At 42.5% G+C, this 25,897-nt stretch carries 19 protein-coding genes; 2 read left to right on the forward strand and 17 right to left on the reverse strand.

Annotated elements, in window-relative coordinates; genetic code table 11:
- The first annotated feature begins 244 nt into the window (after positions 1–244).
- The gene (locus tag AC1DUD_RS25930) at positions 245–2,047 is read left to right on the forward strand and encodes a hypothetical protein (protein WP_477379897.1); all 1,803 of its coding nucleotides are present in this window, start codon (positions 245–247) and stop codon (positions 2,045–2,047) included.
- A gap of 82 nt (positions 2,048–2,129) precedes the next feature.
- Here AC1DUD_RS25930 and AC1DUD_RS25935 read toward each other — a convergent pair whose 3' ends face one another.
- From AC1DUD_RS25935 to AC1DUD_RS26010, 16 genes are all read right to left on the reverse strand, one after another.
- Positions 2,130–2,420, reverse strand: coding sequence for a type II toxin-antitoxin system RelE/ParE family toxin (locus tag AC1DUD_RS25935; protein ID WP_477379899.1), 291 nt, complete (start codon positions 2,418–2,420; stop codon positions 2,130–2,132).
- On the reverse strand, positions 2,417–2,623 hold the full coding sequence (locus AC1DUD_RS25940) for a DUF2683 family protein (RefSeq protein WP_243482648.1): 207 nt from the start codon (positions 2,621–2,623) through the stop codon (positions 2,417–2,419). Before AC1DUD_RS25940 ends, AC1DUD_RS25935 begins: the two co-directional genes overlap by 4 nt.
- A 143-nt stretch (positions 2,624–2,766) precedes the next feature.
- Complete coding sequence (gene sov, locus AC1DUD_RS25945) at positions 2,767–9,780, reverse strand: T9SS outer membrane translocon Sov/SprA (protein WP_477379902.1); 7,014 nt, start codon at positions 9,778–9,780, stop codon at positions 2,767–2,769.
- Between the two features lie 24 nt (positions 9,781–9,804).
- A complete protein-coding gene (gene ruvA, locus AC1DUD_RS25950) occupies positions 9,805–10,389 on the reverse strand; it encodes a Holliday junction branch migration protein RuvA (RefSeq protein ID WP_477379904.1) in 585 nt (194 codons plus the stop codon).
- A gap of 210 nt (positions 10,390–10,599) precedes the next feature.
- On the reverse strand, positions 10,600–12,879 hold the full coding sequence (locus AC1DUD_RS25955; protein WP_477379906.1) for an NADP-dependent malic enzyme: 2,280 nt from the start codon (positions 12,877–12,879) through the stop codon (positions 10,600–10,602).
- Between the two features lie 146 nt (positions 12,880–13,025).
- The gene (locus AC1DUD_RS25960) at positions 13,026–13,394 is read right to left on the reverse strand and encodes an iron chaperone (protein ID WP_477379908.1); all 369 of its coding nucleotides are present in this window, start codon (positions 13,392–13,394) and stop codon (positions 13,026–13,028) included.
- 636 nt (positions 13,395–14,030) lie between these two features.
- On the reverse strand, positions 14,031–15,305 hold the full coding sequence (locus tag AC1DUD_RS25965) for a lytic transglycosylase domain-containing protein (RefSeq protein WP_477379910.1): 1,275 nt from the start codon (positions 15,303–15,305) through the stop codon (positions 14,031–14,033).
- 67 nt (positions 15,306–15,372) lie between these two features.
- Positions 15,373–16,797 (reverse strand): Asp-tRNA(Asn)/Glu-tRNA(Gln) amidotransferase subunit GatA, encoded by a 1,425-nt coding sequence (gatA, locus tag AC1DUD_RS25970; RefSeq protein ID WP_477379912.1) that lies wholly within the window; start codon positions 16,795–16,797, stop codon positions 15,373–15,375.
- A 103-nt stretch (positions 16,798–16,900) separates the two neighbouring features.
- The gene (locus AC1DUD_RS25975) at positions 16,901–17,074 is read right to left on the reverse strand and encodes a Sec-independent protein translocase subunit TatA/TatB (protein WP_477379914.1); all 174 of its coding nucleotides are present in this window, start codon (positions 17,072–17,074) and stop codon (positions 16,901–16,903) included.
- A 32-nt stretch (positions 17,075–17,106) separates the two neighbouring features.
- A complete protein-coding gene (locus AC1DUD_RS25980; RefSeq protein ID WP_477379916.1) occupies positions 17,107–17,547 on the reverse strand; it encodes a twin-arginine translocase TatA/TatE family subunit in 441 nt (146 codons plus the stop codon).
- Between the two features lie 59 nt (positions 17,548–17,606).
- The gene (locus AC1DUD_RS25985) at positions 17,607–18,917 is read right to left on the reverse strand and encodes a murein hydrolase activator EnvC family protein (protein ID WP_477379918.1); all 1,311 of its coding nucleotides are present in this window, start codon (positions 18,915–18,917) and stop codon (positions 17,607–17,609) included.
- Between the two features lie 16 nt (positions 18,918–18,933).
- A complete protein-coding gene (lolB1, locus tag AC1DUD_RS25990; protein ID WP_477379920.1) occupies positions 18,934–19,719 on the reverse strand; it encodes a lipoprotein insertase outer membrane protein LolB1 in 786 nt (261 codons plus the stop codon).
- A complete protein-coding gene (locus AC1DUD_RS25995) occupies positions 19,697–21,496 on the reverse strand; it encodes a tetratricopeptide repeat protein (RefSeq protein ID WP_477379922.1) in 1,800 nt (599 codons plus the stop codon). The genes lolB1 and AC1DUD_RS25995 overlap by 23 nt, the downstream gene beginning before the upstream one ends.
- Before the next feature lie 109 nt (positions 21,497–21,605).
- A complete protein-coding gene (gene dut / locus AC1DUD_RS26000) occupies positions 21,606–22,040 on the reverse strand; it encodes a dUTP diphosphatase (protein WP_477379924.1) in 435 nt (144 codons plus the stop codon).
- A complete protein-coding gene (locus AC1DUD_RS26005) occupies positions 22,037–23,542 on the reverse strand; it encodes a lipopolysaccharide biosynthesis protein (RefSeq protein WP_477379926.1) in 1,506 nt (501 codons plus the stop codon). The genes dut and AC1DUD_RS26005 overlap by 4 nt, the downstream gene beginning before the upstream one ends.
- 13 nt (positions 23,543–23,555) lie before the next feature.
- Positions 23,556–23,834: an acylphosphatase gene (locus AC1DUD_RS26010; RefSeq protein WP_477379999.1), complete on the reverse strand. Its 279-nt coding sequence runs from the start codon at positions 23,832–23,834 to the stop codon at positions 23,556–23,558.
- A 138-nt stretch (positions 23,835–23,972) separates the two neighbouring features.
- Between AC1DUD_RS26010 and AC1DUD_RS26015 the strand changes: the two genes are divergently transcribed.
- Positions 23,973–24,494, forward strand: coding sequence for a YceI family protein (locus tag AC1DUD_RS26015; protein ID WP_477379928.1), 522 nt, complete (start codon positions 23,973–23,975; stop codon positions 24,492–24,494).
- A gap of 181 nt (positions 24,495–24,675) precedes the next feature.
- Here the strand turns inward: AC1DUD_RS26015 and AC1DUD_RS26020 are convergent, their stop codons facing one another.
- Complete coding sequence (locus tag AC1DUD_RS26020; RefSeq protein WP_477379930.1) at positions 24,676–25,845, reverse strand: amidohydrolase family protein; 1,170 nt, start codon at positions 25,843–25,845, stop codon at positions 24,676–24,678.
- Between the last annotated feature and the right edge of the window lie 52 nt (positions 25,846–25,897).

Consider the following 25,897-nt stretch of genomic DNA (forward strand, 5'->3'; position numbering starts at 1 on the left):
GTTAATAATGGTTATTGTTTAGATATAACGCCGTGAATTTCCCGGAGGTTGCTTTGCAGTTAAGCAAAAAACTCGATATCAGTTAAACACTGATAAACACCCCATAATAGCACGCCTCCCGAAAGAATGATGAATTAAGCATGAGTTTTAATAAAAAAACAGCCTATCCTACCGCTATACTGTAACAAAAGTTGCTAACTTGCTGTTAAAGCATTAACACACAAGTAAAAAATAAAACCGGTAAATGGCGCTAAATTTTTTAAAGCACAAGTGGCAAAAAAGAACATTTAAATTTGTGTTGATACCGGTAATAGTAATATTACTACTCGCAGTAGTTGTAAACCGTTATTGGTCGCCTATTTTGGCCGGAAAGGTAAAAGATGTGGTATTAAGTAGCAGCGACAGCCTTTATAAAGCCGATTTCTCTGATGCTGAACTGCATATTCTGCGGGGGAAGATCATCATTTACAATATCACCCTTAAGCCAGATACAGCGGTTTACAATCAAAAAAAACGTTTACACCTGGCGCCAAATACGCTTGTTGAACTTAAGGTAAAACGATTGGTGCTTAACCACGTACACCCGTTTACCCTGTACTTCCAAAAAAAGCTAAACATTGGCCAGATCATTTTGAATGAGCCCCAGCTAAACGTGAGCTACCAGTTAAACCATACTAAAGACACTGTAGTTAAAGACCACCGCACAGCCTGGCAGCGCATTTCAAAAAGCCTCAAGTCAATCCATATCGGCGCTATTTTACTGAATGATGTCAACTTAAAATATGAGGATTACTCGGGCAATAAGGTCGCTATCTCCCGATTGAAAGAACTGAACTTCAGTGCCAACGACCTGCTGATAGATTCGGCTACACAATATGATAAATCGCGCCTGCTTTATTGCAAAGACGTTATCACCGAATTGAATAATTACACCGGAGAAACACCGAGCGGCCTTTATACTTATAAGATCAGGCACCTCAAGCTTTCCACACTTACCTCACGGCTAAATATAGAAGGGCTTGCTATGCAACCCGCAAAATCAGAAATATTCTTTGGCAAAAGCCAAAAAGACCGGATTGGCTTACTTGCCGATTCTGTGCAGCTCAATAATTTTGATTATTTAAATTATCATAAATACCGTACTGTTTCTGCTTCGAATCTGACTATTGCGGGTGGCAAGGTAACGGCTTTCACCAACCCGGGTAAAAAACCAGACTCCCTAACCGACAAGGTTAAAACGTTCCCGAATATGATGATCAGGAAATTGAATCTTGATTTAAGGATCGATACTATAAAACTCAGGCATTTTGATGTGATCTACAACGAGTTTAATAAGCAATCTCAAAAAACAGGCACTGTTGCATTTAATAACACCAACGGACGCATTTATAATATCACCAATAACCCATCAGCAATAGCCAAAAACAACATTACTACTGTTGAGCTGACAACTTATTTTATGAACCGTGGCCGGCTCGATGTGCAACTGAAGTTTAATTTAAGTGATGAGGATGCCGCCTTCAGCTACAAAGGAACATTAGGCCCTATGGATCTTGGGCGGCTTAATCCCGCTACTATGCCTTTGGCTATGGTAAAAATGGCATCAGGCAACGTAAAAAAATTTAGTTTTGATATCCAGGCCAATAGCAAGGTATTTAAAGGCAAGGTTGATTTTTTATATAACGATTTAAAGGTAGTACTGCTAAAGCCTGATACCGCTAATGACCGTTTCAAAAGGAAATCGATCATGTCGATATTTGCCAACCTGTTTGTGATCAGGCGCAGTAACCCGGATGATAAGGGAAAACTCACTTCATCACTGGTGATCTATAAACGCCCTAAAGATTCGCCGTTTTTTAAGACTATATGGAAAACCCTGCTTACGGGCATAAAACCCTGCATTGGCCTTGATGAAAAAAGTCAGAAAGCAACTAAAGACCGTATCGATGAACATCTCGAGAATAAGAAGGAGCGCTTAAAAAACAAGGCAGATCGCCAGAAGCGGAAAGCAGAACGTAAGAAGCTGATGGATCAGGGGAAGTTTTGATTTGAAAATTTTCCGATTTGAAAATTTGAAAATTACGTAATCGTTTCTTAAAAGCCGCTGTTGATAACAACGGCAGGATTTGTTATAAAAACAATTGATCCCGGCGATTATCCCAAAAATATAATAGATGAATAGACGTTTCGGTAACTCTATAAAATAGTGAGGTTTGCTTACTGATAGCAGCTATTCTCACACTATTATCTATAGATGTGGCTTTATACATAAATGGATACTCTGCGATTAACGCTACAATGCTTTCAGCTTTTTCTAGAAATTTATTGGCGGATCTTTTTCCGAAACGGGCTTCAATAAAGTCATAAATCGCGATAAACGTTTCGTCTGAACTTTGCGTAGATAAAACCTTTAAGCTCATCTCCGGTTTAGTACATCTCTAAATCCGGTGTATGATGTTAATTTACCTTCATCAGCTTGTTTCAGTGATTCTTTAACGCCCTTAACCACATAATCCGGGTAAACTTCGCTTTTTTGTTCAAAAGAGATTTTCATGGCTTTCATCACTGCTTTTAAAGCTACCATCTGCTCTTTATTCTCGGGGTAAACAATCAATGCATCCATATAACAAATATACCCTATGCTTTTGTAAGCACCAAATATTGAGTTGCGGACATTATTCACTTTCCGGGTAAAAGTTGTTAGTGATAACAACGGCAAGTTATCTCATTTTCAAATCTTCAAATTAACACATTCTCAAATCGGCGTTACTGCAGTAACAGCTTCAAATTAATCCCAAAATTGGTAAACGAAGTATTAAACGTTTGCGAAGTATATGGCTTGGTGAGGTTTGAATCGTAAAACAAATTCAGGTTAAAGCGCTGGTTGATCACGTAATCAATAGATGGCCTAACAGTGATATTCTGCGCACCGGATGAGATTTCGGCCGATTCAACATCTGCACGGTAAATAAGTGTTTTATTATCGCGCAACGAGAAATCAAGCTTAAAGTTCACGTCCTTATGCTGGATCCCTTCAAACCAGCCAAACGGAAAATGAAAATCTTTGGTGTGATAGCCGAAGCCCAGAACAATGATCTTTTCATTTTGCTGTGCCAGCTGACTGTTAAGCATACTTAAACTTAGCGAGCGGCTCTGACGATACTCAGCATTGGCCGTCATGCTGTTTTTGAAACGCATACTTGCACCCAGCAATGGCACAAACTGCTCAAAAATGGTAACCTGCGAAAACTGGTAAAGCGGCAGGAAATCGTTATTCAAATCACGGGCAGACGATGCTCCATTTGCTTCCTGGTATTGCAGCAGCGATGTAAAACCGCTTACATTATATGATGAGCGGTAACCGTGACTCAGATCGAAGGAGTCAAAAATATCCTGGAACCACGAGATCTTACTTAAGCCATTGTACGTTACCTGCCAGTTAGGGATCGGGATTTTTGGAAACTGCGACAGGTTACTGCCCGAAGCACCTTTACCTGCATATGCTGCTAAAAACGCTGGCACCAGTACGTTTTGCGAATTTGGTCCGTAACCGTCGGCATAACCATCGGTAACACCGGCCGAATTTGGATTTGTATGTCCTAAGCGCTGCGATATTACGGTACGAGCATCCAGAAACTTCTGGAAAGTGCTGGATATATTGTTAATTCCTTTTGCCGATTCAAAGGCTGTACCAATGGTCAGGAACGATACACTATAGTTACCAGTTGTAACCGGGCTTAATGTTTCAATGCTATTGCTTGATGCCAGGTATTTAAAGTTGGCCTGGTAATTATGGTCCTGGGTTTTAAAGGCGGTAAGTTCAATACGCAGATCTTTAAACGGCTCAATAATCCCCCTGAAGTGCATGTCCTCGTTCAGCGAAGTGGTATAGAGCTGATTTTGCAGGGTATCTTTGGTGATCCAGCCGTTGGATACAGCTTTAGCCCGGATATCGGTTTGGCTACCCAATAAAAAGCCCAGTCCGGGCGCACTGCCATCAGCTCCAAAAAAGCCCGATTGCGGCAAATATCCCGGTAAAAACGTACCCTGTGTACGGGTATAGGTCGCGCTCAGGTTTTTAACGCTGGTTAGTAACCCTATCAGGAAATTGCTTTTTTTATTATTGGGATTGTTGGCCTTACGGATAAAAGGAAACTTATTATACAGCGAAACCATGTTCAAAGTTGGGTTAAGCTGGATAGCCCGTGAGTTTTGAATACTGTTGCCCACATCATAATCAGTACTGTTAATAGCAAATAGCGGTTGCGTTTGCCAGTTAAAGTGCGTACTGTAACGTGCTACTGCCGATACCCAATCCAATCCCGGGATTTTGTTGATAGGTACCGTATAATTAAAATTGATGGTATGGTTATAGTTAGTGGTACGGCCCAATTTTTTCAGGTTATCCCACAAGGTATCACGCTTTAAACCATTGATACGACCAGCAGGTTCATCCACAACCGATAGATTGGTAGCGTCGATATCCATTTGTAACGATTTCGTTAAGTTCCAGCCTATGCCGTATACACGGGTTATGTTGAAATACTTATTGAATGTGGTTGTTGGGATAGGGATATAATTGTTGGGATCATTATCGCGCAGGGTATTCTCCGAGTAAAAACGGTCGAAATTAATGCTGAAATTCAGTCGCGATGGTAGAATGCTAAAGTTCAGGTCCCTGAACAGTGCCAGCATATTGCTTTTTATGATCTTGGCAAAAGGGCTATAGTATTTTGGCTGATTAGTATAGTTATAAGCCAGTGTTAGGTTATATGATTTCTCTACATCATTCTGCGTCACAAAATCATGGTGGTTGTATTCGGTGTAGGCGTAGCTGGCGTTAAAATTCTCAATATCCCAAATGTGATTGATGGCACTCTGATTTGTACGAGCCTTATGCACGTTGGTAAAATTGATGCTTTTGCGGGTGGTGATATCAATAGCCGCATTCCTGATAGAGTCGCGCTCTTTGGTGCTGGTTGCCGCGGCAAGCGATGCCTTTAGTTCAATATCAGGTGCTCCGGGGTCATATTGCGGCATGCTCCTTTGCGATGATAAATTGATATACGCTGGAATATGAATACCGCTTTTATCCGGGAAAAACTTACCCAATTCAACATTGGCCGATACATCATAAGTTTGATCATCACTCTGGCTCCGGTCATTCAGCCTTGAATCAAGCGTACCGAAACCAATGGTTGTTTTACTGCCCGATACGGTGATATCGGCAAAGTCGGCAAGCTTGGCATCAATTCTTGCGGTAGCCGCCCATCCCCCACGCTGATCAAAATCGGTAAGGCGCAGCTCATCAAACCAAACGGTTCCTGATTTATCCAATCCATCATCCGGGAGCACATTTGTGCCTTTATAAGGGTTACGTACGCCAAGCATGATAGTGCGCAGTTTACTTAAATCGGGCTGGCCTTTTATATAAACAACCTTATCACCCTCAGTATATTTAAAAAGCTGGTTATATGCTACGTTGGAGTGGTTACGGGCAAGCTTTGCACGCACCAGCAGGTCAAGCTCCAGGTCCATCTGGTTAACATCGGGCCAGATAGCTGCTGCATCACTGGTACCCGGCTGGGTTATTTTTAAAGGCAACTCGTACTCATAGTAATTATCCTGGTAATCAACTCCAAGGCGGATAAATGCATTCAGATCATTATCTTTTAAATAATCACCTTCGGCATGAATAAACATCTGCATGCGCTTGTATTTACGCAGGTCATTATAAAAGGTGCGGAAGGCAGCCCTTGAATATCCATCGCGCAGACTTTTAACATTAAGCGATAACGATTGTTCGTTAAGCTTGGTATTGGTTTGCAGGTTATTGTAATTACGCTGGCGGTTAATACCGGGTGGCACCACGTAAGGAATCGGCGTGCGGTTACCATTCTCTTCAATATTTACCGCCTGTACGTCGATAGTCGAATTGTCTATTGGCGGGTTTTGGATGGCCGGATCAGCAATTACGTTCAGCGGATTTTTTTCGGTGTTAAAGGCACGCCATTCACCACGCACCAGTTCAAGTGTAGCAAAACGAAGTACTGCTGTATCGGCAAAGTTGGTCATGAACATCCTCATAAAACGGATAGCCTTAAAATCCTGGATATTGCCCACCTTTGACTGATAATCCGTAATGGGGATGCGGAACTGGTACCAGTTAACCGCCTGTGTTGTACCGTTAGGTAATTTTACCTGCGCGGTAACTTTATCACTTATATAATTCTGACCAACAACCAGATCAGCCGGGCGCATAGATACTTTATACTGGAAGTACGAATCTTCCTGGCTCATATTATTATCCCGGTTAATATCCTCACCATCGGGCAGGGAGGTTGAAGCCGAGTTTTGCAAACCAAGTTCGGCCTGCGATTGCTGTGCTGTTTTCGAGTTACCGTCGGTACCATTGTATTTGCTGTAACGGTCAAGGATGCCGGCGCGGGCCTGGTCAAGTGCAGGGCCCTGGTAATATTGATAATCGTCTGATGATGGGTCGGTGCTGTAAGCGGTTGCCGCCTGGGCGTTCAACTGCCCTTTGATCTGCTGAACAACGGGAGCAAATTTGGTTTGCTCGTCCTGATCATTCAATCCGTCCAAACCAACGTCCTGTAATTTACGGGCATCGGGATTGTTATCAAAAGCGTTGATAACCGGCTGTAGTTTGGATACCCTACCCCAGTTGGTTTCATCAACCTTGGTCAAATCGCCATCAACCGGCAAACCGTTCTCTAAACTTTTACGCCCGTCTTTCAGGATATCTTCCGATATCGAACCTAAGTTAAAATAGAGGTCCCCACCGGCCGAGTTTGGTTTGTATATGAACGGATCCAAAACCCAAAACTCAATGTATGATACGTTTAATGATTCAAAATCGTTTGTTTCCAGCTTCCTGAACATACCGCCCCAACGTGTTTTAGGGTTTTGCAAAGTACCGTCGGGATTAATACCGGTGGTAGCATAGTTGTACGGGCCGCGGATGGTTGGATAAAAAGCCATGTTAAGGGTAGCCAAACTAAGCGGCTGCCCGGTGGCCGACTGCTTGTACGGGAAAACTTCCTGCTCAATTACCTGCCTTACATAGTGATTGGAAAGCTCGCTTCTCGATATCGGGATAGAGCCAGTATTGGTATAAAATATCGGGTCGATATTATAAAACGCCAGCCGTGCACGGTTATAACCATAACTCAGGTTATCAAACAAAGCTGATTCGCCAAACAACTGCGGGGTTCCTGAAATTTGCCAGCTATTGGATCCTTTAATATCTATTACAGATTGACTGTTTTCAAAATCATCAAGGTAGGAAGTGCCATTTTTTGAACCGGCAAAATTGAGTGCGCCGGGACTGCCGGGCATCAGCTTGGCAAATTCACCGTAAAAATTAACGGACGATGGTACCTTAGTATGGATGCCGGGGATTTTATCAACAAGCCTTGTTAAAAACCTGGAGTTTGAGCTATAATTGGCATCAAAACCCCAAATGGTATTTGAAATGGATTCTTCGCCGGCAATTTCATTTTGGGTGATGGGCTGTTCGGTTAGGTGCATCAAAGTAGCACCTAATTGAAGCTTATCGCTGGCATGATAATCAAGCCTTGTGCCGTACAGCGATTTCTGCTGCACGCCAAATAATTCGTTATTCTCCAGCTTTACGGTAATAGGCTGTCCGGAAGATAACAGGGCCTGGTTCAGGATCCTGATCCTGCCTGCATTATAATCAACTGTATAATCGTTCCCCTCAGTTAACTTTACAGTACCTGCAGTTACATTTACTGAACCCTGCGGAATATTAACTGCATTCAGTTGGTACTCCGAACCACCGGTTGAGGTGTAAGTTCCCTTGATCACGTACCTGTTTAATGCCGGAAAATATTGCTGCGCGATGGTTTTGGTTGAATCATATAATGGCTGGTAAACGTAACGTTTTACAAGATCGGTCTCGCCTGGTGTAAATTTGGCGGCAAGGTCCGAGCCAAAAGGCTCTACTACCGGGAATGAAATGCGCCCGTTTTGCGAATCGATGGTGATCCCTTCTAAAAAGTCAAAATAGCCATCGGGCTTTTTATCACTTTGCTGGTTGAGGTTATCAAGTCCGGCAACCTGGAGCCACAATTTACCTTTTAGGTTTTGCCCCTCTTCCATTACCGTTTTTTCAATTCCTGTTTTATCATCAAGGCGGGTAACAGTTAATTTAAAATCGGTAGGAGCTATCTGGAAAGCGCCAAGCGAGTAGATGTTTTTCATCATCAAATCCCAGGTTGGTAAATTGGTTTTCAGCAACTCACCTTTCAGCAACTTCACAAACAGCACGTTCGGGGTATTTGGGTTAACCGCCACGTCGCTGCTAAATTCCCCCACCTGGTATTGAACACCATTAACAGTGTACTGGTAAGCAACCGCCAGCACCTCATCGTTATTTAGGGGATAATTTAAGGAGATATAACCTAATTGCGGGTGCAGGGTATATTCCTTATCGGTAAGCTTACGAGCATAAGTCAATTTAGAATAGTTATCTGTAGTACCTGATCCCTGGAAAAAGCTGGCAACATCATTGGAGTTGGTAAGCCTTGCGTTTTGCGGCAAAACAGTTAACAGGTTGTTTGATTGTTGTGCAAAACCAGGCCCCTTGAAACCGGCAGGCAAAGCGCTGCCACCGCCCACTATCCTTGTTTTATTATATGGGTTATTTTCACCAAGGTCAATAAAGCCCAATATATCGCGCGAATCGGTAGTTACGTTGGTACGGTTGGTTGTCCAAACCTCAATTTTAGTAATGTTGATATTGGAGCTAATGATCGGGATATTGGCCAATGCCCTGTTGTAATTATTCCTGAAATATTGCGACAGGAAGAAGTGCTTGTTAGCTTCATAATCAGCAGGTGTTAAGCGAAACTCGCCCTGCTGCGAACCATTGGTAATAGTTATAGTTTTTGACTGCGAGCGTTGCTGCGAAAAAATACTGGTCACATCCAATCGCCCGAATTTCAGTTTGGTTTTGACACCAAAAAGCGCCTGGCTGCCGGTGATCAGCGTGGTGTTAAGCGGCATGCTAACGGTACCTGCTTCAATTTTTTGGATGATCTCATCCGGCGAGCCGGTATAATCCAGCTTGATCTGGTTTTCAAACTGGAACTGCGCATCAGTATTGTAATTTGTAGTGATCTTTAATTTATCACCAATGTTACCGGTTACATTCAGTTGGATGCGCTGATCAAAATTAAAATTGAACTGGCTGCGCTGACGGGTATTAAAAAGCGGGTTTTGGTTTTTATTTACCTGCCCGGCCATGATCATTTCTGCCGATCCCTGCGGACGGATATCGATCACCGAACTTCCAAAGATCTGCTCAAACGTACGGCTCCGAACCTTTATTGGCGGTATAAAGCCCGGCTGCTGGGAGTCATAAGCATAATTATCTGCCAGCTGCTGAAAATAGCCCCGTTGGGTTGATCTTTCCTTAAGTTTTAAGTACTGCGCAAACGTGAGGTACTGCGGCGGGCGGTAAAGCAAATTACCCACCCTTTCATACAAAATATAACGGTTGGTTACGGGATCATATTCAATGGTACGCACCAAATTTGCCGGGTCGGCATTGAAAATACCTTCCCTCATCCGCTGGCTTCGTGGCGCGGTTAGGTTTATCGGTGCATTTGATTTGGTTGTATCATTTTTAGCCGCAGGCGAGGGCTTTTGTTGTGCATACACATTCCCCAGCCCCCCGAACACCACAATGAACAACACACTTATAAGTGTCTTATAAGTAAATACTTTGGTCAAAAGTTAGTAGATATTTATCCGTAATTATAGCGTTTTTAATGCAAACTTAATGAGCTCTTCAACCGTTAGTTCGCCACCGTTTTTCTTAATCTCCTGATCTAATACTTTCTCGGCTACGTTACGTGCGAAGCCCAGCATTACCAATGCTGACAAAGCCTCGTCCTTAACATTCTGGCTTACAGGCACAACAGTTAATGTATCCGGGCCCTCCTTACGCAGCTTATCCTGCAGCTCTAAAATGATCCGCTGTGCCGATTTTGGGCCAATACCTTTTATCCGTTGGATCAGCGAAACATTACCGCTCACAATAGCCGCCTGGATCTCGGCCGGGCTTATTGACGACAACATCATCCTTGCCGTATTTGGCCCGATGCCCGAAATAGAGATCAAATGTAAGAACAACCTGCGCTCGCCATCAGTAGCAAAGCCGTAAAGCGTGTGCGCATCCTCTTTTACGTGCAACCACACAAAGAGTTTGCATTTTTCGTCATCGCTGACGCCCGAATAGGTATTTACAGAAATGTTGATATGATACCCAATCCCTCCCGCGTCTATCACAACATATGACGGGCTTTTGAACATTAGCTTCCCACTAATATAATCATACATATATTATTACCTTATTAAGTTTATTAAACAATGATGTTAATGGCAAAACAGCCCTCAAAGTGATTATCCAAAGATAAAACTCCGGCGTCATTATGTTTACATAATGACAAACAAAAAGCTGCAATATACTCACCTTAAAAAAACAAAAGACGCTAAGCATTTAAATACCAGCGTCTTTATCAAAAAACATATTATTTATTACTTTATATATTAACTATTGGCAGCAGCTTTTGCCTGTGCGTCAACCACTGCAATGGTAACCATATTTACAATTTCGCGTACCGAACTGCCCAATTGCAGCACGTGTACAGGTTTCTTCAAACCAACTAATATTGGCCCAACAGCTTCCGCACCGCCTATTTCCTGCAAAAGTTTGTAGGCAATGTTACCCGACTCCAGGTTAGGGAAGATAAGCGTATTGGCAGGTTTACCATTAAGTGTTGAGAATGGAAAATTATCCGCAAGCAAATCGGAGTTCAGCGCAAAGTTGGCCTGCATATCACCGTCAACCACCATATCAGGATATTTCTCATGCAGTATGGCTACAGTCTCTCTTGTTTTTTCAGGCACCTCGCCTTCGTTGGATCCAAAGTTGGAGTATGAAAGCACGGCAATTCTCGGGCTGACATTAAACTGCTTTACCGAGCGCTCTATCAGTACAGTAATATCAACCAGGTCATTCACACTTGGGTTCACATTCACCGTAGTATCGCCAAAAAACACGGGGCCTTTAGCAGTGATCATCATATACATACCCGCAACACGGTTCACGCCTTCTTCGGTACCGATGATCTGTAGTGCAGGTTTTACTGTGGTCACATAGTTTTTGGTTAAGCCCGAGATCAGGGCATCGGCCCTGCCAAACTGTACCATGCAGGCACCATAGTAGTTTCTATCGATAAGCAGTTTCTTTGCCTCGAACAGGGTGATCCCCCTGCGCTGACGTTTGTTGTACAGGTATTCAGCATATTCATCTATATACTCACAACCCTCACGTGGGTCAATGATATGTACATCGCCCAAATCAAGGTCATTATCATGGATGATCTTTTTGATCCTGTCGATATTGCCCAGTAAAATAGGAGTAGCAATCCCTTCCTCTTTCACTATCTGTGCCGACCTTAAGATCTTATAATTATCTGCCTCGGCAAATACAACGCGTTTAGGGTTCTGTTTTGCTTTGGCTGTAAGGTTACGTAACAACTTGTCATTAGTACCCAGGCGCAACCTCAGCTCCTCGGCATAAGCATCCCAATCGGTAATCACTTTACGGGCAACACCTGAAGCTATAGCCGCTTTTGCCACCGCCATGGATACTTCGGTAATGAGCCTTTGATCCATTGGTTTTGGAATGATATAGTCCCTGCCAAATTTAAGATTCGTAAGGTTGTAGGCAAGGTTAACCGCTTCCGGCACAGGTTTTTTAGCCATTTCGGCGATAGCATGCGTAGCGGCGATCTTCATTTCCTCGTTAATGGCGGTAGCCCTAACGTCAAGCGCACCACGGAAAATGTAAGGGAAACCAAGTACGTTATTTACCTGGTTAGGGAAATCAGAACGACCGGTAGCCATAATGATATCATCGCGTGTACCGGCTGCAAGGTCATAATCAATTTCGGGTACCGGGTTGGCCATAGCGAAAACAATAGGCTTTTTAGCCATGGTTTTCAGCATATTCGGTGTTACTACATTGCCTGCCGAAAGACCAACAAACACATCGGCATCTTTCATCGCGTCGGCAAGTTCCTTAACGTCGGTACGGGTAGTAGCAAACTCCATCCTGATATCATCAAGATCGGTACGTTCCTGGTTTAATACACCGTTGATATCAAACATCACCAGGTTCTCTTTTTTAACCCCTAATGACAGGTACATTTTTGAGCAGGATACCGCGGCAGCACCGGCGCCATTAACTACCATTTTTATTTTATCCAGCTTTTTTCCCTGGATCTCGCAGGCATTCATCAATGCAGCGCCCGAAATAATGGCGGTACCGTGCTGATCGTCATGCATTACAGGGATATTCATTTCGGCCTTTAGCCTGCGTTCAATTTCAAAGCAGGTCGGGGCCGAGATATCCTCGAGGTTTACGCCGCCAAATGTTGGTTCAAGCGCCTTAACGATGTTCACAAAATCATCGACATTTTTGGCGTTCAGCTCAAGGTCAAACACATCAATATCCGCATAGATCTTGAACAGCAGGCCCTTGCCTTCCATTACAGGCTTGCTGGCCTCGGGGCCAATGTTGCCTAAGCCAAGTACGGCAGTACCGTTGCTGATCACAGCTACCAGGTTGCCTTTGGCGGTATATTTATAAACGTCTTCAACATTATCGGCAATCTTTAAACATGGCTCGGCCACACCTGGGGAGTAAGCCATGGTTAAGTCGCGCTGCGAATTTGTTGGTTTGGTAGGTACAACTTGTATCTTTCCGGGACGGCCTTGCGAGTGGTAATTCAGCGCGTCCTGTTTTCGGTTAGTTTTATTCATTTTTTTCAAATTGAAGCGCCCAAAATTACAATTCTTTTTATGGAACAATCATAAAAAAGCCCCTTTTTATGATTATGTTAAAAAGAGGATAAAATATGGTTAATGTTTTGATAAGATCGATTTAAAAGAATGGATTTGGCAATGTTCTATTTTTTCTTCTTTACCTTTTCCATATTCTTCTGTACCCTGAACTTTACAATTTTGGTGATCAGATCAAGGGGTAACGGCTCATCCAGCGGAAACTGAACCGAGCCCTTTGCTCCTTTATAACCGGAAAGTTCTTCTTTAAATTCTTCCAGTCCCTGCGGAGCAGGATAAAAACCTATGTGATTTTTAAAGCCGCCAAAGTGCACCAGGTTGCCATTAAGAATAAATGTTGGGATAGCGTATTTGATAGCTTCTTCGGCATCCGGCGCGGCAGCCTTTATAGCAGCACGCACGGTTTGAAGTTTTTGCTGAACATCCTCCGGGAACCCGGCAATATATTCGTCTATATTTTCCTTTGGCTTTTCCATGTTGATGCGGTTTTTATCTACATAAAAATACAAAGGTTTTTTGAAATCCTGTAGTTACAAACTACAGGCATAGTGGTCCGAAGTTCGGAAACTTCGGACAGCGGTGTTTGCATGGCGTATACATCAGGGTCCTCTGCGAGAGACCCTGATGGGACGAAAATACCAACAAGTTGGTATTTTCTAAGCAGATAGCATGATATACTTTAGTACAAATCAAAAACAAAATAAATTTAGGTTAATGCCCTGCTCAGCGAGTGAGCCGGGCATTTTAATTTATCGACTATTATGATTCCAATCTGCGGTATCACAAATAATCGCTTTCATTCCAGAGTTAAAAATATGTTTCGGCATCCCACGTGACAGATAGACGATTTACTTAGCATGGTTGCTTAGCGAGTGGGGTGCTGAAACAAGTTCAGCATGACCATAATTAAAATATGGGGTCATGCTGAGCCTGTCGAAGCATGTGGGCGGGGCCTCTGCGCGCGACCCTTCGACAAGCTCAGGGTGACAGGCTCCATTGTCATTTAACCTTCAGAGTCCGTCGGATTTAACACTCAGAATGATCCTGATTTTAAATATTTCACGGGTAGGCACAACCTTGCAATGACGATTCTATAATTCTCCGTTATACTTTCAATTTTTCGAATATCCGCCGTCATCCTGCACATTAGCAGCTACCTCGCCTGCAGATACTTTTAACATAGCCCCTATCGGAGCTCTATTAGTTTTGAGATGATTCCAAACTTTAAGGTCTGATACTTCACAGCCAAATTTATCAGCTATAGAAGCCAGCGTTTCACCTCTTTTTACTTTATGATGGGTCGGAATTCTCCGTTCAGATTTTGCAGAAGGGTATTGCACAGCTGCATAAGCAGCAGGCTTAACAGCGGCAGGCACCGGAGCATCACCACCATTTAACACATTATATAAAGCGGCATAGTTATCTTTTGCTGTTTGCGGAATGATGAGCCTGCGCGGTGTTTTAGGACTGCCGTTAACTACGGCCATCCGGTACGATGGATTAAGAATGGTAATTTCCCTTACACTAACATCAAGCGCCTGGGCAACGCTGCTCAATGGCACTATTCTTTTAACCATCACCGTATCTGTACGGGTAGAGAAGTTACAGGCCTGCGCTACGATGTTATGTTTATTAAAATAGTTCATCACATAATTCATGGCGATGAAAGCCGGTACATATCCACGGGTTTCCACAGGAAGATATTGGCGGATGCTCCAAAAATCGGTTACACCGCCGGCTTTTTCAACAGCACGCTCCACATTGCTTTTACCGCAATTGTATGAAGCGATGGCCAGCAGCCAGTCGCCAAATTCCTGGTAGGCATCTTTTAAATAAGCGGCCGCTGCATAACTCGACTGGATTGGATCACGGCGGTCATCAACATAGTTGTCCATGTTTAAACCATATGTCTTTGCTGTTGTACCCATAAACTGCCACAGACCGGTTGCCCCCACCCTTGATACCGCGTTAGGGTCAAGCTTTGATTCAACAATTGACAGGAATTTTATTTCTTCGGGGATCCCCGCCTCGCGGAAAGCTTTTTCGTAAATGGGGAAGTAGTATTTGGTTAAACCAGCAACCTGGCCCATTTCCTCGCGGTTATGCATATACAGGTCGATATAAGCCTGTACGTATTCATTATAATCAAGCTGGATATCCTTGCGGATAGAATCTAACCGGCGTTTGTACAAACCACCGTACGTACTTAAAGGTAATGGCTGGTTAAGCACCGGCAAAATAGTAGTGTCGGCATTAACGACATCGGGGTTAAACTTAGTTACCCGATTTATTTGCTTAATTAACTTTGCCGAGATCACTGTGTTTGCTTCGGCTTGTAAAATTTGGAGTGATAAGAGGCAAATGGTCAGCGTAAATAATCTCTTCATTTATTACGGGATTTGATTAATTTATAATGCCCAAAGCGTCAGCATCTTTACTAAAATATCATTTTTATTACAGATCGAGAAAATATTTGGCAAAATCTAACAGTTGCTGCTCGCCAAAGTGCTTTGTTAATAACTGTAAACCTAACGGCAAACCATTGCTGTTATTGCCTGTAGGTATTGATATAGCCGGCACACCGGTTAGTGAAGCTTGTACGGTAAATATGTCAGAAAGATACATAACCACCGGATCTTTCTCTTCCTTACCTATATTAAAGGCCGGTTCAGGAGCCGAGGGCACCAGTATAAAATCATACTCTTCCAGTATTTCGTTAGTTTTTTCCTGGATCAATCTGCGTACTTTTTGTGCTTTTGCATAATAGGCATCATAGTAGCCGGCGCTCAACACAAAGGTGCCGGTCATGATGCGGCGCTTCACTTCTTTACCAAACCCTTCCGAACGGGAACGTTTATAGGTTGATTGCAGATCGGTAGCCAGCGGACTACGATAGCCATAATGCACACCATCAAAACGGGCAAGGTTTGATGATGCTTCGGCCATGGCAAGGATATAATAAGTTGGCACCAGATATTCCAGCAATTCAAAAGCTATTGGGGTAACCGTGTGGCCATCGGCACGCAGCTTATCAATATATTGTACAAGGTTATCTTTTACTTCGGTATCAACGCCGGGGCTTGATATAGCTTCCTGTAAGTAGGCAATTTTCTTTTTACCCGGCTTTTGAAGATTGGTATATGATGCAGGCGGCGGAGTTTGAGATAATGTGCTGTCAAACTCATCGGGCCCTGCAAGTACTTCGAGCAATAATGCAGCATCTTCAACTGATTTGGTGATAGGCCCTACCTGGTCAAACGATGAAGCATAAGCGATAATGCCATGCCTTGAAATTGTTCCGTAAGTTGGCTTTAGCCCTACAACACCGCAAAACGAAGCAGGTTGCCTTACCGAACCACCGGTATCGGTACCCAACGCGGCATGGCACATCCCGGCCTGCACTGCAACAGCCGAACCTCCTGAAGAACCACCCGCAACTTTAGTTTCATCTGCATGGTTTTTCACCGGACCAAAGTATGACGACTCATTAGTGGCCCCCATGGCAAATTCATCACAATTGCAACGGCCAATGATCACCGCGTCTTCGGCCAGCAGGCGTTCAACCACAGTTGACGAAAAAATAGAAGTGAAACCGGTTAAGATTTTTGATGAGGCACTAACCTTGTGCCCTTTGTAGCAGATATTATCTTTAATACCTATAACCATACCGGCCAACTTGCCGGCAGTGCCATTTTTTATTTTGTTATCAACGTTTTGTGCAGCAACTAATGCTTCATCAGCAAACACTTCGTTAAAAGCATTTAGATGAGCATTTTTTTCAATCTCAAGCAAATAGCCTTTTACAAGACCTTCGACATTAATTTCTGCACGTTGCAACCCGCTCTTTATTTCGGTTAAAGAGGAATAAATATTAGCCATGGGGCTAAAATAAAAAACTTATCCGTTGAAATAAGAAATAAATCAACAGATAAGTTCATATACCTGGTAAAAGCACCGTTAAAACCTAATCCCCGTTAGGGTATTAAGCTTTTTTTTCTTCAGATGATGAAGAAGTGTTTTCGTTGTTTTGTGCGTCTTTAAATTCTTTAACGCCTTTCCCTAAACCTCTCATTAGTTCGGGTATTTTTTTACCGCCGAATAATAAAAGTATCGCAATGATGATCAGAATAATTTCTGGTGCGCCTAATCCACCCATGATTTTAAGTTTTATGTATGATTAATATTATATTATGACTTGTATTCTTCTTCTTTTTCGGTATCCAAATGGCTGCCGGTAACAGTTTTATCTAAATTGATATGGCTATGGTGTTCCGGTTCGGTTGGAGTATTTACGTGATAATCACTTATAGCGATTGTATTTGGAACAATATTTTCAACAACCGGCTTTTCGTGCTCAGTTACAGCTTCGGGAGCTTCTGACGCTTTCTCATCTAACAGAGGGGTTTCCTCTACTTTGGGTGCAGGTTTCTTTTCTTCGTAATTATTGATCTGGTTGTTGATCTCGCGTTTAACATCTTCCGAAGCATCTTTAAAATCGCGGATACCTTTACCCAGGCTTCTTGCCAAACCGGGTAATTTTTCGCCGCCAAATAGCATTAATGCTGCAAAAAGTATCAGTACCATCTCGCCTGTACCAATATTTAAAAATAATAAAACTGAACTTAACATAGCATTCTATTTAAGGATACAAATATATACAATTAAAATTTCTTATAGTTCATAACTAATTAGTTAGGCGCCAGCCAGATCTTAGGGTTAACCGGTGAGGTTCCTTTGTAAATCTCAAAGTGTGCCTCGGTTTCTCCGGTAGATGGATCGGTAGCCACTGTACCTATAGCCTGTTTGGTATTTACTTTTTGCCCACGTGCAACAGTTACCGACCGCAAATTACTATAGGCCGTAAAATACTCCCCATGCAGTATAATTACCAGGTAAGTACCGCTCACATCTCCCACTTTTACCACCGTGCCATCAAATACGGCCCTTACAGTACTGCCCTGATTGGTACGGATATCAACACCTGTACTTTCACTCCTGATACCTTCAGGCGTAGTGTAGGTACCAAACCCCTGTGTAATAATACCATTAGCTACCGGCCATGGCAAACTGCCACGGTTGCCCAAAAAGTCATTTGACAGTTTAGCCGCTTCGGGCGTGGCATTCAACACGCTTGATGTACTGCGCGTTGCAGCCGGTTTAGCGGGAGCCGGTGCAGCAGGCGCCGGTTTATTCTCAGCTTTTGCTCGCGCCGCGGCCAGCCTTGCAGCTTCTTCCGCCCTGCGTCTTTCCTCCTCTTCCGCCCTTCGCCTGGCTTCCTCAATTTCCCTGCGGATAGCATCGTTAATAGCACGGGTTGTTTTAACAATCTTGACTTGAAGGTCCTTTTGTTGTTTTTTCAGGATCCCCTCATGCTGCGACAGATCGCTTACTACTTTTACCTGATTATTACGCTCGTTACCCAGTGTTGCCTTTTCCTTTTGCTGATCTTTTAAAAGGTTATTTTTTTCGTCTTTTGTGCGGTCAAGCTCATTGATCTTAACATGCAATTCTTTTTGTGTTCCCTGTATATAATTGGCCTGCCGCTCACGGTAGGTGCCAAACTGCTGTAAATATTTTAAACGCTTATAGGCCTGGTTAAAGTCTTTTGAGGCAAAAAGAAACATCATTTTATTATACGCGCTCTGATTACGGTATGCAAACAGGATCATGGCGGCGTATTCCTTTTTAAGCTGGTCTAACTGTGATTGTAAGCTACGTACGTTATTATTGCTCTCAGAGATTTGGTTATCCAAATTTCTTACTTCCGAGTTGATATTTTCAATTTTTTCCTGGCGCAGGTTTATTTGCGCTTTAAGTATACTCAATTGTTTTAATGAAGTCTTTTTGTTGTTCAGGGTTTCCTGGTAATCCTGATTAAGTTGCTCAAGCTCTTTATTTAGCTTATCGCGCCTGCGTTTCAGTTCATCACTGCTTTGAGCACGTACCGTGACGGCCGTTAATACCAATAGTAAAAAGAAAACTGCTTTTAAAAACTTCATTAAATAAACATATTAATTATTTGCCAGGCTCGTATCCGTCAGGAATACTGAACGGATAATTTTGCTGTACTTCAAAATCGGCCTTAGTATAATGCAAATTAACTTGTATTTTTTTATCTTTTACTACTGATGCTATATCTATTTGTGACGGCAGCACCCGGTTTGTTGCCTCAATAAAGGTATTATTAGTAACCTGTAATGACTGTACCTGGCTTTGATTATCTAAATTGGTTTGGGTAACCTTATTATCCGGACCAAGTATCAGCTTGTAAACCAAGTCATTTAAGGTACCGCTTAACGTCGTATTACCATCGGCATGATCAAAGGTCGACTGTTCGTTCAGCAGTTCGGGCACCGCGTTACCAATCAGCAATGATTCCAGCGTTTTATAATTAACCTGTTTGCTTGCATAAGTATATATGTAACTAAACGGTTTTTTAATATAAACACTTTGCAGGCGGTTAATGATCATGATGCTATCCGGTGTTATCACCGCGCGCGCAGCTTCAATGCCTAATACTGCCGTAATGGAAACCCAGATCCTTTTATCTTTCGCTATCCTGATATTCAGGGTAACATCATTGCTGTTATTATTGATGCTGAGTTTTGTTTTGGCTTTACCTGCAAATGTTGTAAAATTCACCTGACTTGCCCTGATGGCTGCCAGTTTACTGACAATATCATTGGGCTTTGCCGTTGAATCGGCCTTGCGGGCAACTAAAACCTGTTTACGCGCTTTACAACTTACCATTACCAGCAGGCAGCAAGCTATAAGTAAACTATTCGCTATATTTTTTTTCATTTATCTTACGATCTAAAACAGGTGATTGTTCACCAAAGCCTTTTGCCTTTTTCCAGTTAGTTACGGCAGCATCTGTGTTCCCAAGGAAAAACAATATATCGCCATAATGTTCGTACTTAACGCCACTATTTTCTTTATCATGCGACAGGGCCTTCTCCATCCACTCTTTTGCCTGGGCATATTTCTTTTGTTTAAACAGGATCCAGGCATAAGTATCTTCAAACGATGCCGTGCTAGGCTGCAACTCGTTGGAATGTGCCGACATTGCTGCCGCCTTTTCCAGTTGTTCATTCCTTAACGATAAATAATAAGCATAATTGTTTAAAGTGAATGCATTATCCGGATTGTAGGTAAGTGCTTTATCATAACTCTCGTCAGAACTTTTTATATTCTTCAGCTCATGATAGCAATCGCCCAATAATGAAAAACTTAACGAAAGTAATTCCTTATCCTGAAGTTCTAATGAAGTGGCGTTTTTAACATACTTAACAGCCTTGGTATTATCTTTTTTTTGCGCCCAGGCAACACCTACAAGGTAGTTCATCCAAGCCTGGTTTGGAAATAATGATAGCGCGTTTTCGCCATCTTTTATAGCCGCATCAAGATCATTGTCTCCTAATTCCAGGCGCACCAGTTGTTCCTGAACATTGTATATCTGGTTATTAAGCTGGGCCGATTTTTTAAGCACCGGCCTTGCCTCTTTGTATTTGGTATTCTGGATCAGCATATCACCATAAATGGCATAAGCCCTCGCATCATTAGGATGGGCAACAGTTAAAATATGGCTCAATTCAAGTGCGCTGGCTTTGGCATTGGCATCCGGAAACTTAGGAAAGTACCCTGATATAATATTGATCTTTTGATCGATACCGATGTCCGGAATGGCAAATCCCTGGGTAAGCTCGTTAAAGCTGGCTTCGTTGTTCTTTTTATCGCGATAGATATCGGCAAGCGCAAAGTGCACCATACCATTTCGCGGATCAAGCTTTTCAGCTTGCAGTAATATTTTAAGCGCTTTATCTGTAAGCCCGTTTGAGTTATAGATTTCGCCAAGGGCAAGGTAATAACGGGTTTCCCCGGGATTGGCGGCTATCTGTTTTTCCAACTCGGTAGCGGCCAGCTCAATCTTGCCCTGTTTTAGGTAGATCTTTTGACGATTGGCTAAAAGATCATCGCTCGGGCCATTAAGCTTTTCAAGCTCATCATATACTTTAAGTGCGTCATCATACCTTTTCAGGATAGTGAACGCATTCGCCTTGTCAAAATAATACGCTGATTTATCCGGGTTAAGCCTGATGAGCTGATTAAAAACATTTTCGAGCTTATCAATGGTATTGGTTTTTTCGTAACTATCGGCCAGTGCTCCCCAATACCATTCATTATCTTTATTTATGGCCACAGCTTGCTCCAAAAGTGGCTCAGCCCCTGCAAAATCGTTTTGCTGGCGTTTAAGGTTTGCCAGCTCATACATGGAAGCGTCATTTGAAGGATCGGCCTGTAAAATGCGTTCAAACATTTCGGTGGCCAGCTTATAGTTCTCAATTGTTTTTTCGCGCAGGGCCGAAAAGAAAAGCTGCTTAACCAGCGTACTGTCCTGGTAACTCATCACCTTACCTGCCGATGCAAGGGCTTTATTATCACTGCCTTTTTTACGTTGAGCATGGGTCGAAAGAGGCAAGATTGCAAGAAGCAACAATAAAGACACAAGAATCGAGACAGAAAACATATTAGCTTTCTGAATACCGTTCAATTCAATATTGTTTTTTTCAATCTTCATTCGTCTTGTCTCTTGACTCTAATAATCTTGATTCTGCCGCTTGTTGTTTTTTGACTCTAAAAGTCCTGACTCTATTGTATTCTTGTTTCTTGACTCTAATGGTCTGACTCTATCCCTTCCCTGTGTGTCCGTAGCCGCCTTCGCCCCTCTGGGTTTCGTTCAACACTTCTACTTGCTCCCAGCTAACATGCTCATGTTTGGCAACCACCATCTGGGCTATCCTGTCGCCGGTATTGATCTCAAAATCATCCGACGAAAAATTGATCAGCAATACTTTGATCTCACCGCGGTAATCGGCATCAATGGTACCCGGCGAATTAACAATGCCAATACCATGTTTAAATGCCAGGCCGCTCCTCGGGCGGATCTGCGCTTCAAAACCTTCGGGCAGCTCAATGTACAAACCCGTAGGGATCAGCTTGCGTTCCATTGGTTTTAATACCACCGTTGTTTCCACATCGGCACGCAGGTCCATCCCTGCCGCATGAGCGGTTTCATAGGCCGGCAAATTATTTTTTGATTTGTTGATTACCCTGATGATCATTTCCTGTTTAATATAGCTTTTAAATTGTCGCGTTCAAAATAAAATGCCCCTGCTGCAAATAACAGCAAAAGCCCGTTGCCAACAAAAATATTGCGTTTAAATATCGTAAACGACAGAAAAACAAACACTATGGAGACAATTATATACGCAAGGTTCTTTTTTAAGTTGTAAGGGATAGGATAATTTTTCTGCCCCCACAGGTACGAAAGCACCATCATGGTGGCGTAAGCCGCGAGCGAGATCCAGGCCGATGCGATGTAACCGTAATAAGGAATAAATATTAAGTTAAGTACTATAGTAACGATAGCACCAATCCCCGAGATATACAGGCCATATTTGGTTTGATCGGTAAGCTTATACCAAACCGATAAATTCATGTAAATACCCAGGCTTACATAACCAAACAAAAGCACGGGTATAACACCAATGCCCGACCAATATTCGGCTGTCTTCGCGGCATCTTTACCTTTGATAAAGTATTTAAGGATCTCGATATTAGCCACCAACGCTACAAATATCAGGCACACCGCAATCACAAAGTAGTTCATGATATTGGCATAAGTTTGTGTTGCATTTTTATTTTTAGCATGACTAAAGAAAAACGGCTCGGCCCCAAGCCTGAAAGCATTGACAAATATGCTCAGGAAAATAGAGATCTTAGCGCAGGCTGTATAAATGCCTACCTGGATTGCACTAACGCCAACCGGCAATAGCTTACCCAACAAGATCTTATCCAAATTTTCATTGATCAGGTAAGAGAAATTGGCAACAAGAACCGGCCAGCTGTAAACCAGCATCTCCATAAACAAAGCCTTGTTAAATTTAGGCCTGAATTGTAAAAACTCAGGAAGCAACATGATCATGGTAGCCAAACTTGCCAACAGGTTTGACATAAACACGTACCCCAGCCATCCCCTGATATACCAGGAGTTTATCCATGCAGTACCGGGCAAACTATGTTTGACATAAAATGGCAGCCCATATATGAAAATAAGGTTAAGGCCCACAAATATTACAATATTTAAAAACTTGATCAGTCCGTACCTGCCCGGACGTCCGTCGGCGCGAATCTTTGCAAAAGGTATTACGCAAAGCGCGTCAACTATCAGGATACCGATAAAATATTTAATGTATAAAACATAATCGGCAAAGGGTGTACTGGGATCGATCCGGATCCACCCGGTAATAAAATTGGCAAACGGAAATGTAAGTAGTAAAAACAATACAGCTATGGTGAGTATAGCCCCAAACGCATTATTATAAACCAGTTGCTTATCACCGGGCCTTTTATTCAGGTACCTGAAAAACGTGGTTTCCATACCAAATGCAAGCAATGCATTAAGCATAGAAGCATAGCTGTATAAATTACCGAAGATCCCGTATACCTTAGCTGAATAAGCCCTTGTATAAACCGGCGTAAGAAAGAAACTTAATACCCTGCCGGCAATAGTACTTAAACCGTAAACAGCGGTTTGGCCAGCAAATTTTTTAGCGGTAGACAATGATGATATTTATTTATGAGCGCCTTTTAACAACCTCAAAATTACGATAGTTTTTCAATTCGCCTTCATGGCTTTCAACAGCATTTACTTCGGCATCCTGGGGACCTTCGCTACACCATTCGAGAAACATATCCAAAAAGGTATTATCTGCTTCAGCTTCAATATAGACATCGCCGTTGGGTTCATTCAATACAATGCCGCGTACGCCAAGCTGATCGGCAACCGCTTTGGTTGCTTTACGGTAAAAAACGCCCTGTACTTTGCCTTTAACTGTAATATTAAGGTGTTTTATCATCAGTGTTTATTATGTATTAAATACCGCAAAGTTAACTTTTTTCCCGCTAAGCAACCTGTTTAACTTAACAAGCGTACTTACAATAAAAGTATCATAATTTTAACAGGATCGATATAACATCAAAAATCTATTTTTATGAAAAAAATTATTTTTTCGGCACTGATCGTTGCTTTTACCGCCTTTTCGGCATTCACGATTTTTAGCAACTGGAAAGTTAAAGGTGATGAAGCCCAGGTAACTTTTGAAGGTCACAGGGTAAGCGGTTCATTCAGTGGTTTAAAGGCCGATATAACATTTGACAAGGACCATCCCGAACAAGCCAAAATTTCAGCAACTATTGATGTTACAACCGCGGCGACCGGTTTTTTTATTAAAACCAGCCATGTAAAATCAGCTCTCGGCGCTGATGATTACCCAACCATTAAATTTGAATCAACCTCGGTATCAAAAAATGGCAGCGGTTATGTTGCCAATGGTAAGCTAACCATGAAAGGCAATACTAACCCCGAAAGCATCCATTTTACTTTTGATGACAAAGGCAACGAAGGTTTGTTTAAAGGCGATTTTAAAGTGCTGCCGCCTAAGTATGGCATCGACAGGAGCGGAACGCCTCCCGAAGTTACGATTCATTTAACTGTGCCGGTGAGTAAGAGCTGATTAGTTTTGAGCCGGAGGCCTTGTCAGTCTGGTCTGAGCGTGTTGAAGACTCATGCGCATAGGCCTGCCCACCATGCTTCAACAGGCTCAGCAAGACAACCTTTTATTTAGCATAAAGAATACGAAGCAACACACTTATTCAGCAAAAAAGAAAAACCGGCTGTTAGTCGGTTTTTTGCTTTTATATCAATTTCTTCACTTTCGTTTCGGGTGTGATCTTAAATCCGTCGAGGCCGCTGATGAGGTTCAGGCCAGGTGTTTTGCCTGCTTCAAGTGTACCTTTTTCATCGTCTATACCCAAATATTCGGCACCATTGCGGGTTCCCCATTCAACCAGGCGGGGTAAGCTTATGGATGGGAACTTTTGCTGAATAGCACGCATCTCGCTCAGGATACACAATTTACTGTTTGATGCAAGGCTATCAGTACCCAGGGTAATGTTAAAACCCTGGTCAACAAAAAGGTCTATTTTGGGTAAACGGCCCTCAATATAAAGGTTGGCATTAGGGCAAAAACACCAGTTTATCTTTCTATCGAACCTTTTGATAAAATAAATATCCTTCAGATTAGTACAAGTGTTATGTACCAGCAAAACTTTTTGCTTATTGGAAAGTAACGGAATAATTGATTGTACCGAGTTACGGGCCTGTGGCTTAAAGTAGGATATATCCATCCCAAAATGCTCGTACAATTCTAAAAACGCACCAAGTTTATAGCGATAAAATTTATTCTCATCTTCACATTCCTGGTTATGGATACTTAACAGGTTCTCATCGTTGTTATCACTGTGTTTTTTGATGAGCTTAAATAGCTCCTTCGACACTGAATACGGAGCATGCGGGGTTACAGAACATGAGCCTGGCTTAAATTCATTAAGCAAGGCCAGCGCCTTTTCAAAAACTTCGGTAGCCTTTTCGGGTAAAAAGCCAAAGGTTTCAACAAAGGTATGATAGTATAACTTGCTTTGTTTTTTCATCTCAACACTGTTATTGGTGTTGGATATATCACCTACGGCTACTATGCCGTTGTCATACATTTCCTGATCGGCTTTGACAATAGCATCAATCATTTGCTGCTGATCAGTATTTCGTAACGACTGGATATCTTTTATAAAATTTACCAGGCCGCCCCTGGGTTTTACCTTATCTTTTAAATGTGAAAGTTCGGTATGGCAATGAGTATTAATAAATCCGGGACAAATAACGCCGCTTACCTGTTGCACGTGCCCGCTGGGAGGCTTATTGCTATCGGTAACAGCGATGATCTTACCCTGATCATCAACAGTGACTATACCATTTTTAATCGGATCGGCATAAATAGGAAAAACGTAATCGGCTCTAAAACTTTTCATTAAAATTTAAACTTGGTATCGTAACACATAACGTTTTTCAAAACAAACTATC

The organism is Mucilaginibacter sp. P4_A11, from assembly GCF_056402535.1.

Bases quoted from the DNA above. Each gene is read 5' to 3' on its own strand.
- AC1DUD_RS25965 (WP_477379910.1), bottom strand. From the start codon at position 15,305: ATGAAGAGATTATTTACGCTGACCATTTGCCTCTTATCACTCCAAATT.
- AC1DUD_RS25960 (WP_477379908.1), bottom strand. From the start codon at position 13,394: ATGGAAAAGCCAAAGGAAAATATAGACGAATATATTGCCGGGTTCCCG.
- AC1DUD_RS26015 (WP_477379928.1), top strand. From the start codon at position 23,973: ATGAAAAAAATTATTTTTTCGGCACTGATCGTTGCTTTTACCGCCTTT.
- AC1DUD_RS25980 (WP_477379916.1), bottom strand. From the start codon at position 17,547: ATGTTAAGTTCAGTTTTATTATTTTTAAATATTGGTACAGGCGAGATG.
- AC1DUD_RS25975 (WP_477379914.1), bottom strand. From the start codon at position 17,074: ATGGGTGGATTAGGCGCACCAGAAATTATTCTGATCATCATTGCGATA.
- AC1DUD_RS25935 (WP_477379899.1), bottom strand. From the start codon at position 2,420: ATGAGCTTAAAGGTTTTATCTACGCAAAGTTCAGACGAAACGTTTATC.
- AC1DUD_RS25955 (WP_477379906.1), bottom strand. From the start codon at position 12,879: ATGAATAAAACTAACCGAAAACAGGACGCGCTGAATTACCACTCGCAA.
- AC1DUD_RS25930 (WP_477379897.1), top strand. From the start codon at position 245: ATGGCGCTAAATTTTTTAAAGCACAAGTGGCAAAAAAGAACATTTAAA.
- AC1DUD_RS25985 (WP_477379918.1), bottom strand. From the start codon at position 18,917: ATGAAGTTTTTAAAAGCAGTTTTCTTTTTACTATTGGTATTAACGGCC.
- dut (WP_477379924.1), bottom strand. From the start codon at position 22,040: ATGATCATCAGGGTAATCAACAAATCAAAAAATAATTTGCCGGCCTAT.
- AC1DUD_RS26020 (WP_477379930.1), bottom strand. From the start codon at position 25,845: ATGAAAAGTTTTAGAGCCGATTACGTTTTTCCTATTTATGCCGATCCG.
- gatA (WP_477379912.1), bottom strand. From the start codon at position 16,797: ATGGCTAATATTTATTCCTCTTTAACCGAAATAAAGAGCGGGTTGCAA.
- ruvA (WP_477379904.1), bottom strand. From the start codon at position 10,389: ATGTATGATTATATTAGTGGGAAGCTAATGTTCAAAAGCCCGTCATAT.
- lolB1 (WP_477379920.1), bottom strand. From the start codon at position 19,719: ATGAAAAAAAATATAGCGAATAGTTTACTTATAGCTTGCTGCCTGCTG.
- AC1DUD_RS25995 (WP_477379922.1), bottom strand. From the start codon at position 21,496: ATGAAGATTGAAAAAAACAATATTGAATTGAACGGTATTCAGAAAGCT.
- AC1DUD_RS25940 (WP_243482648.1), bottom strand. From the start codon at position 2,623: ATGGATGCATTGATTGTTTACCCCGAGAATAAAGAGCAGATGGTAGCT.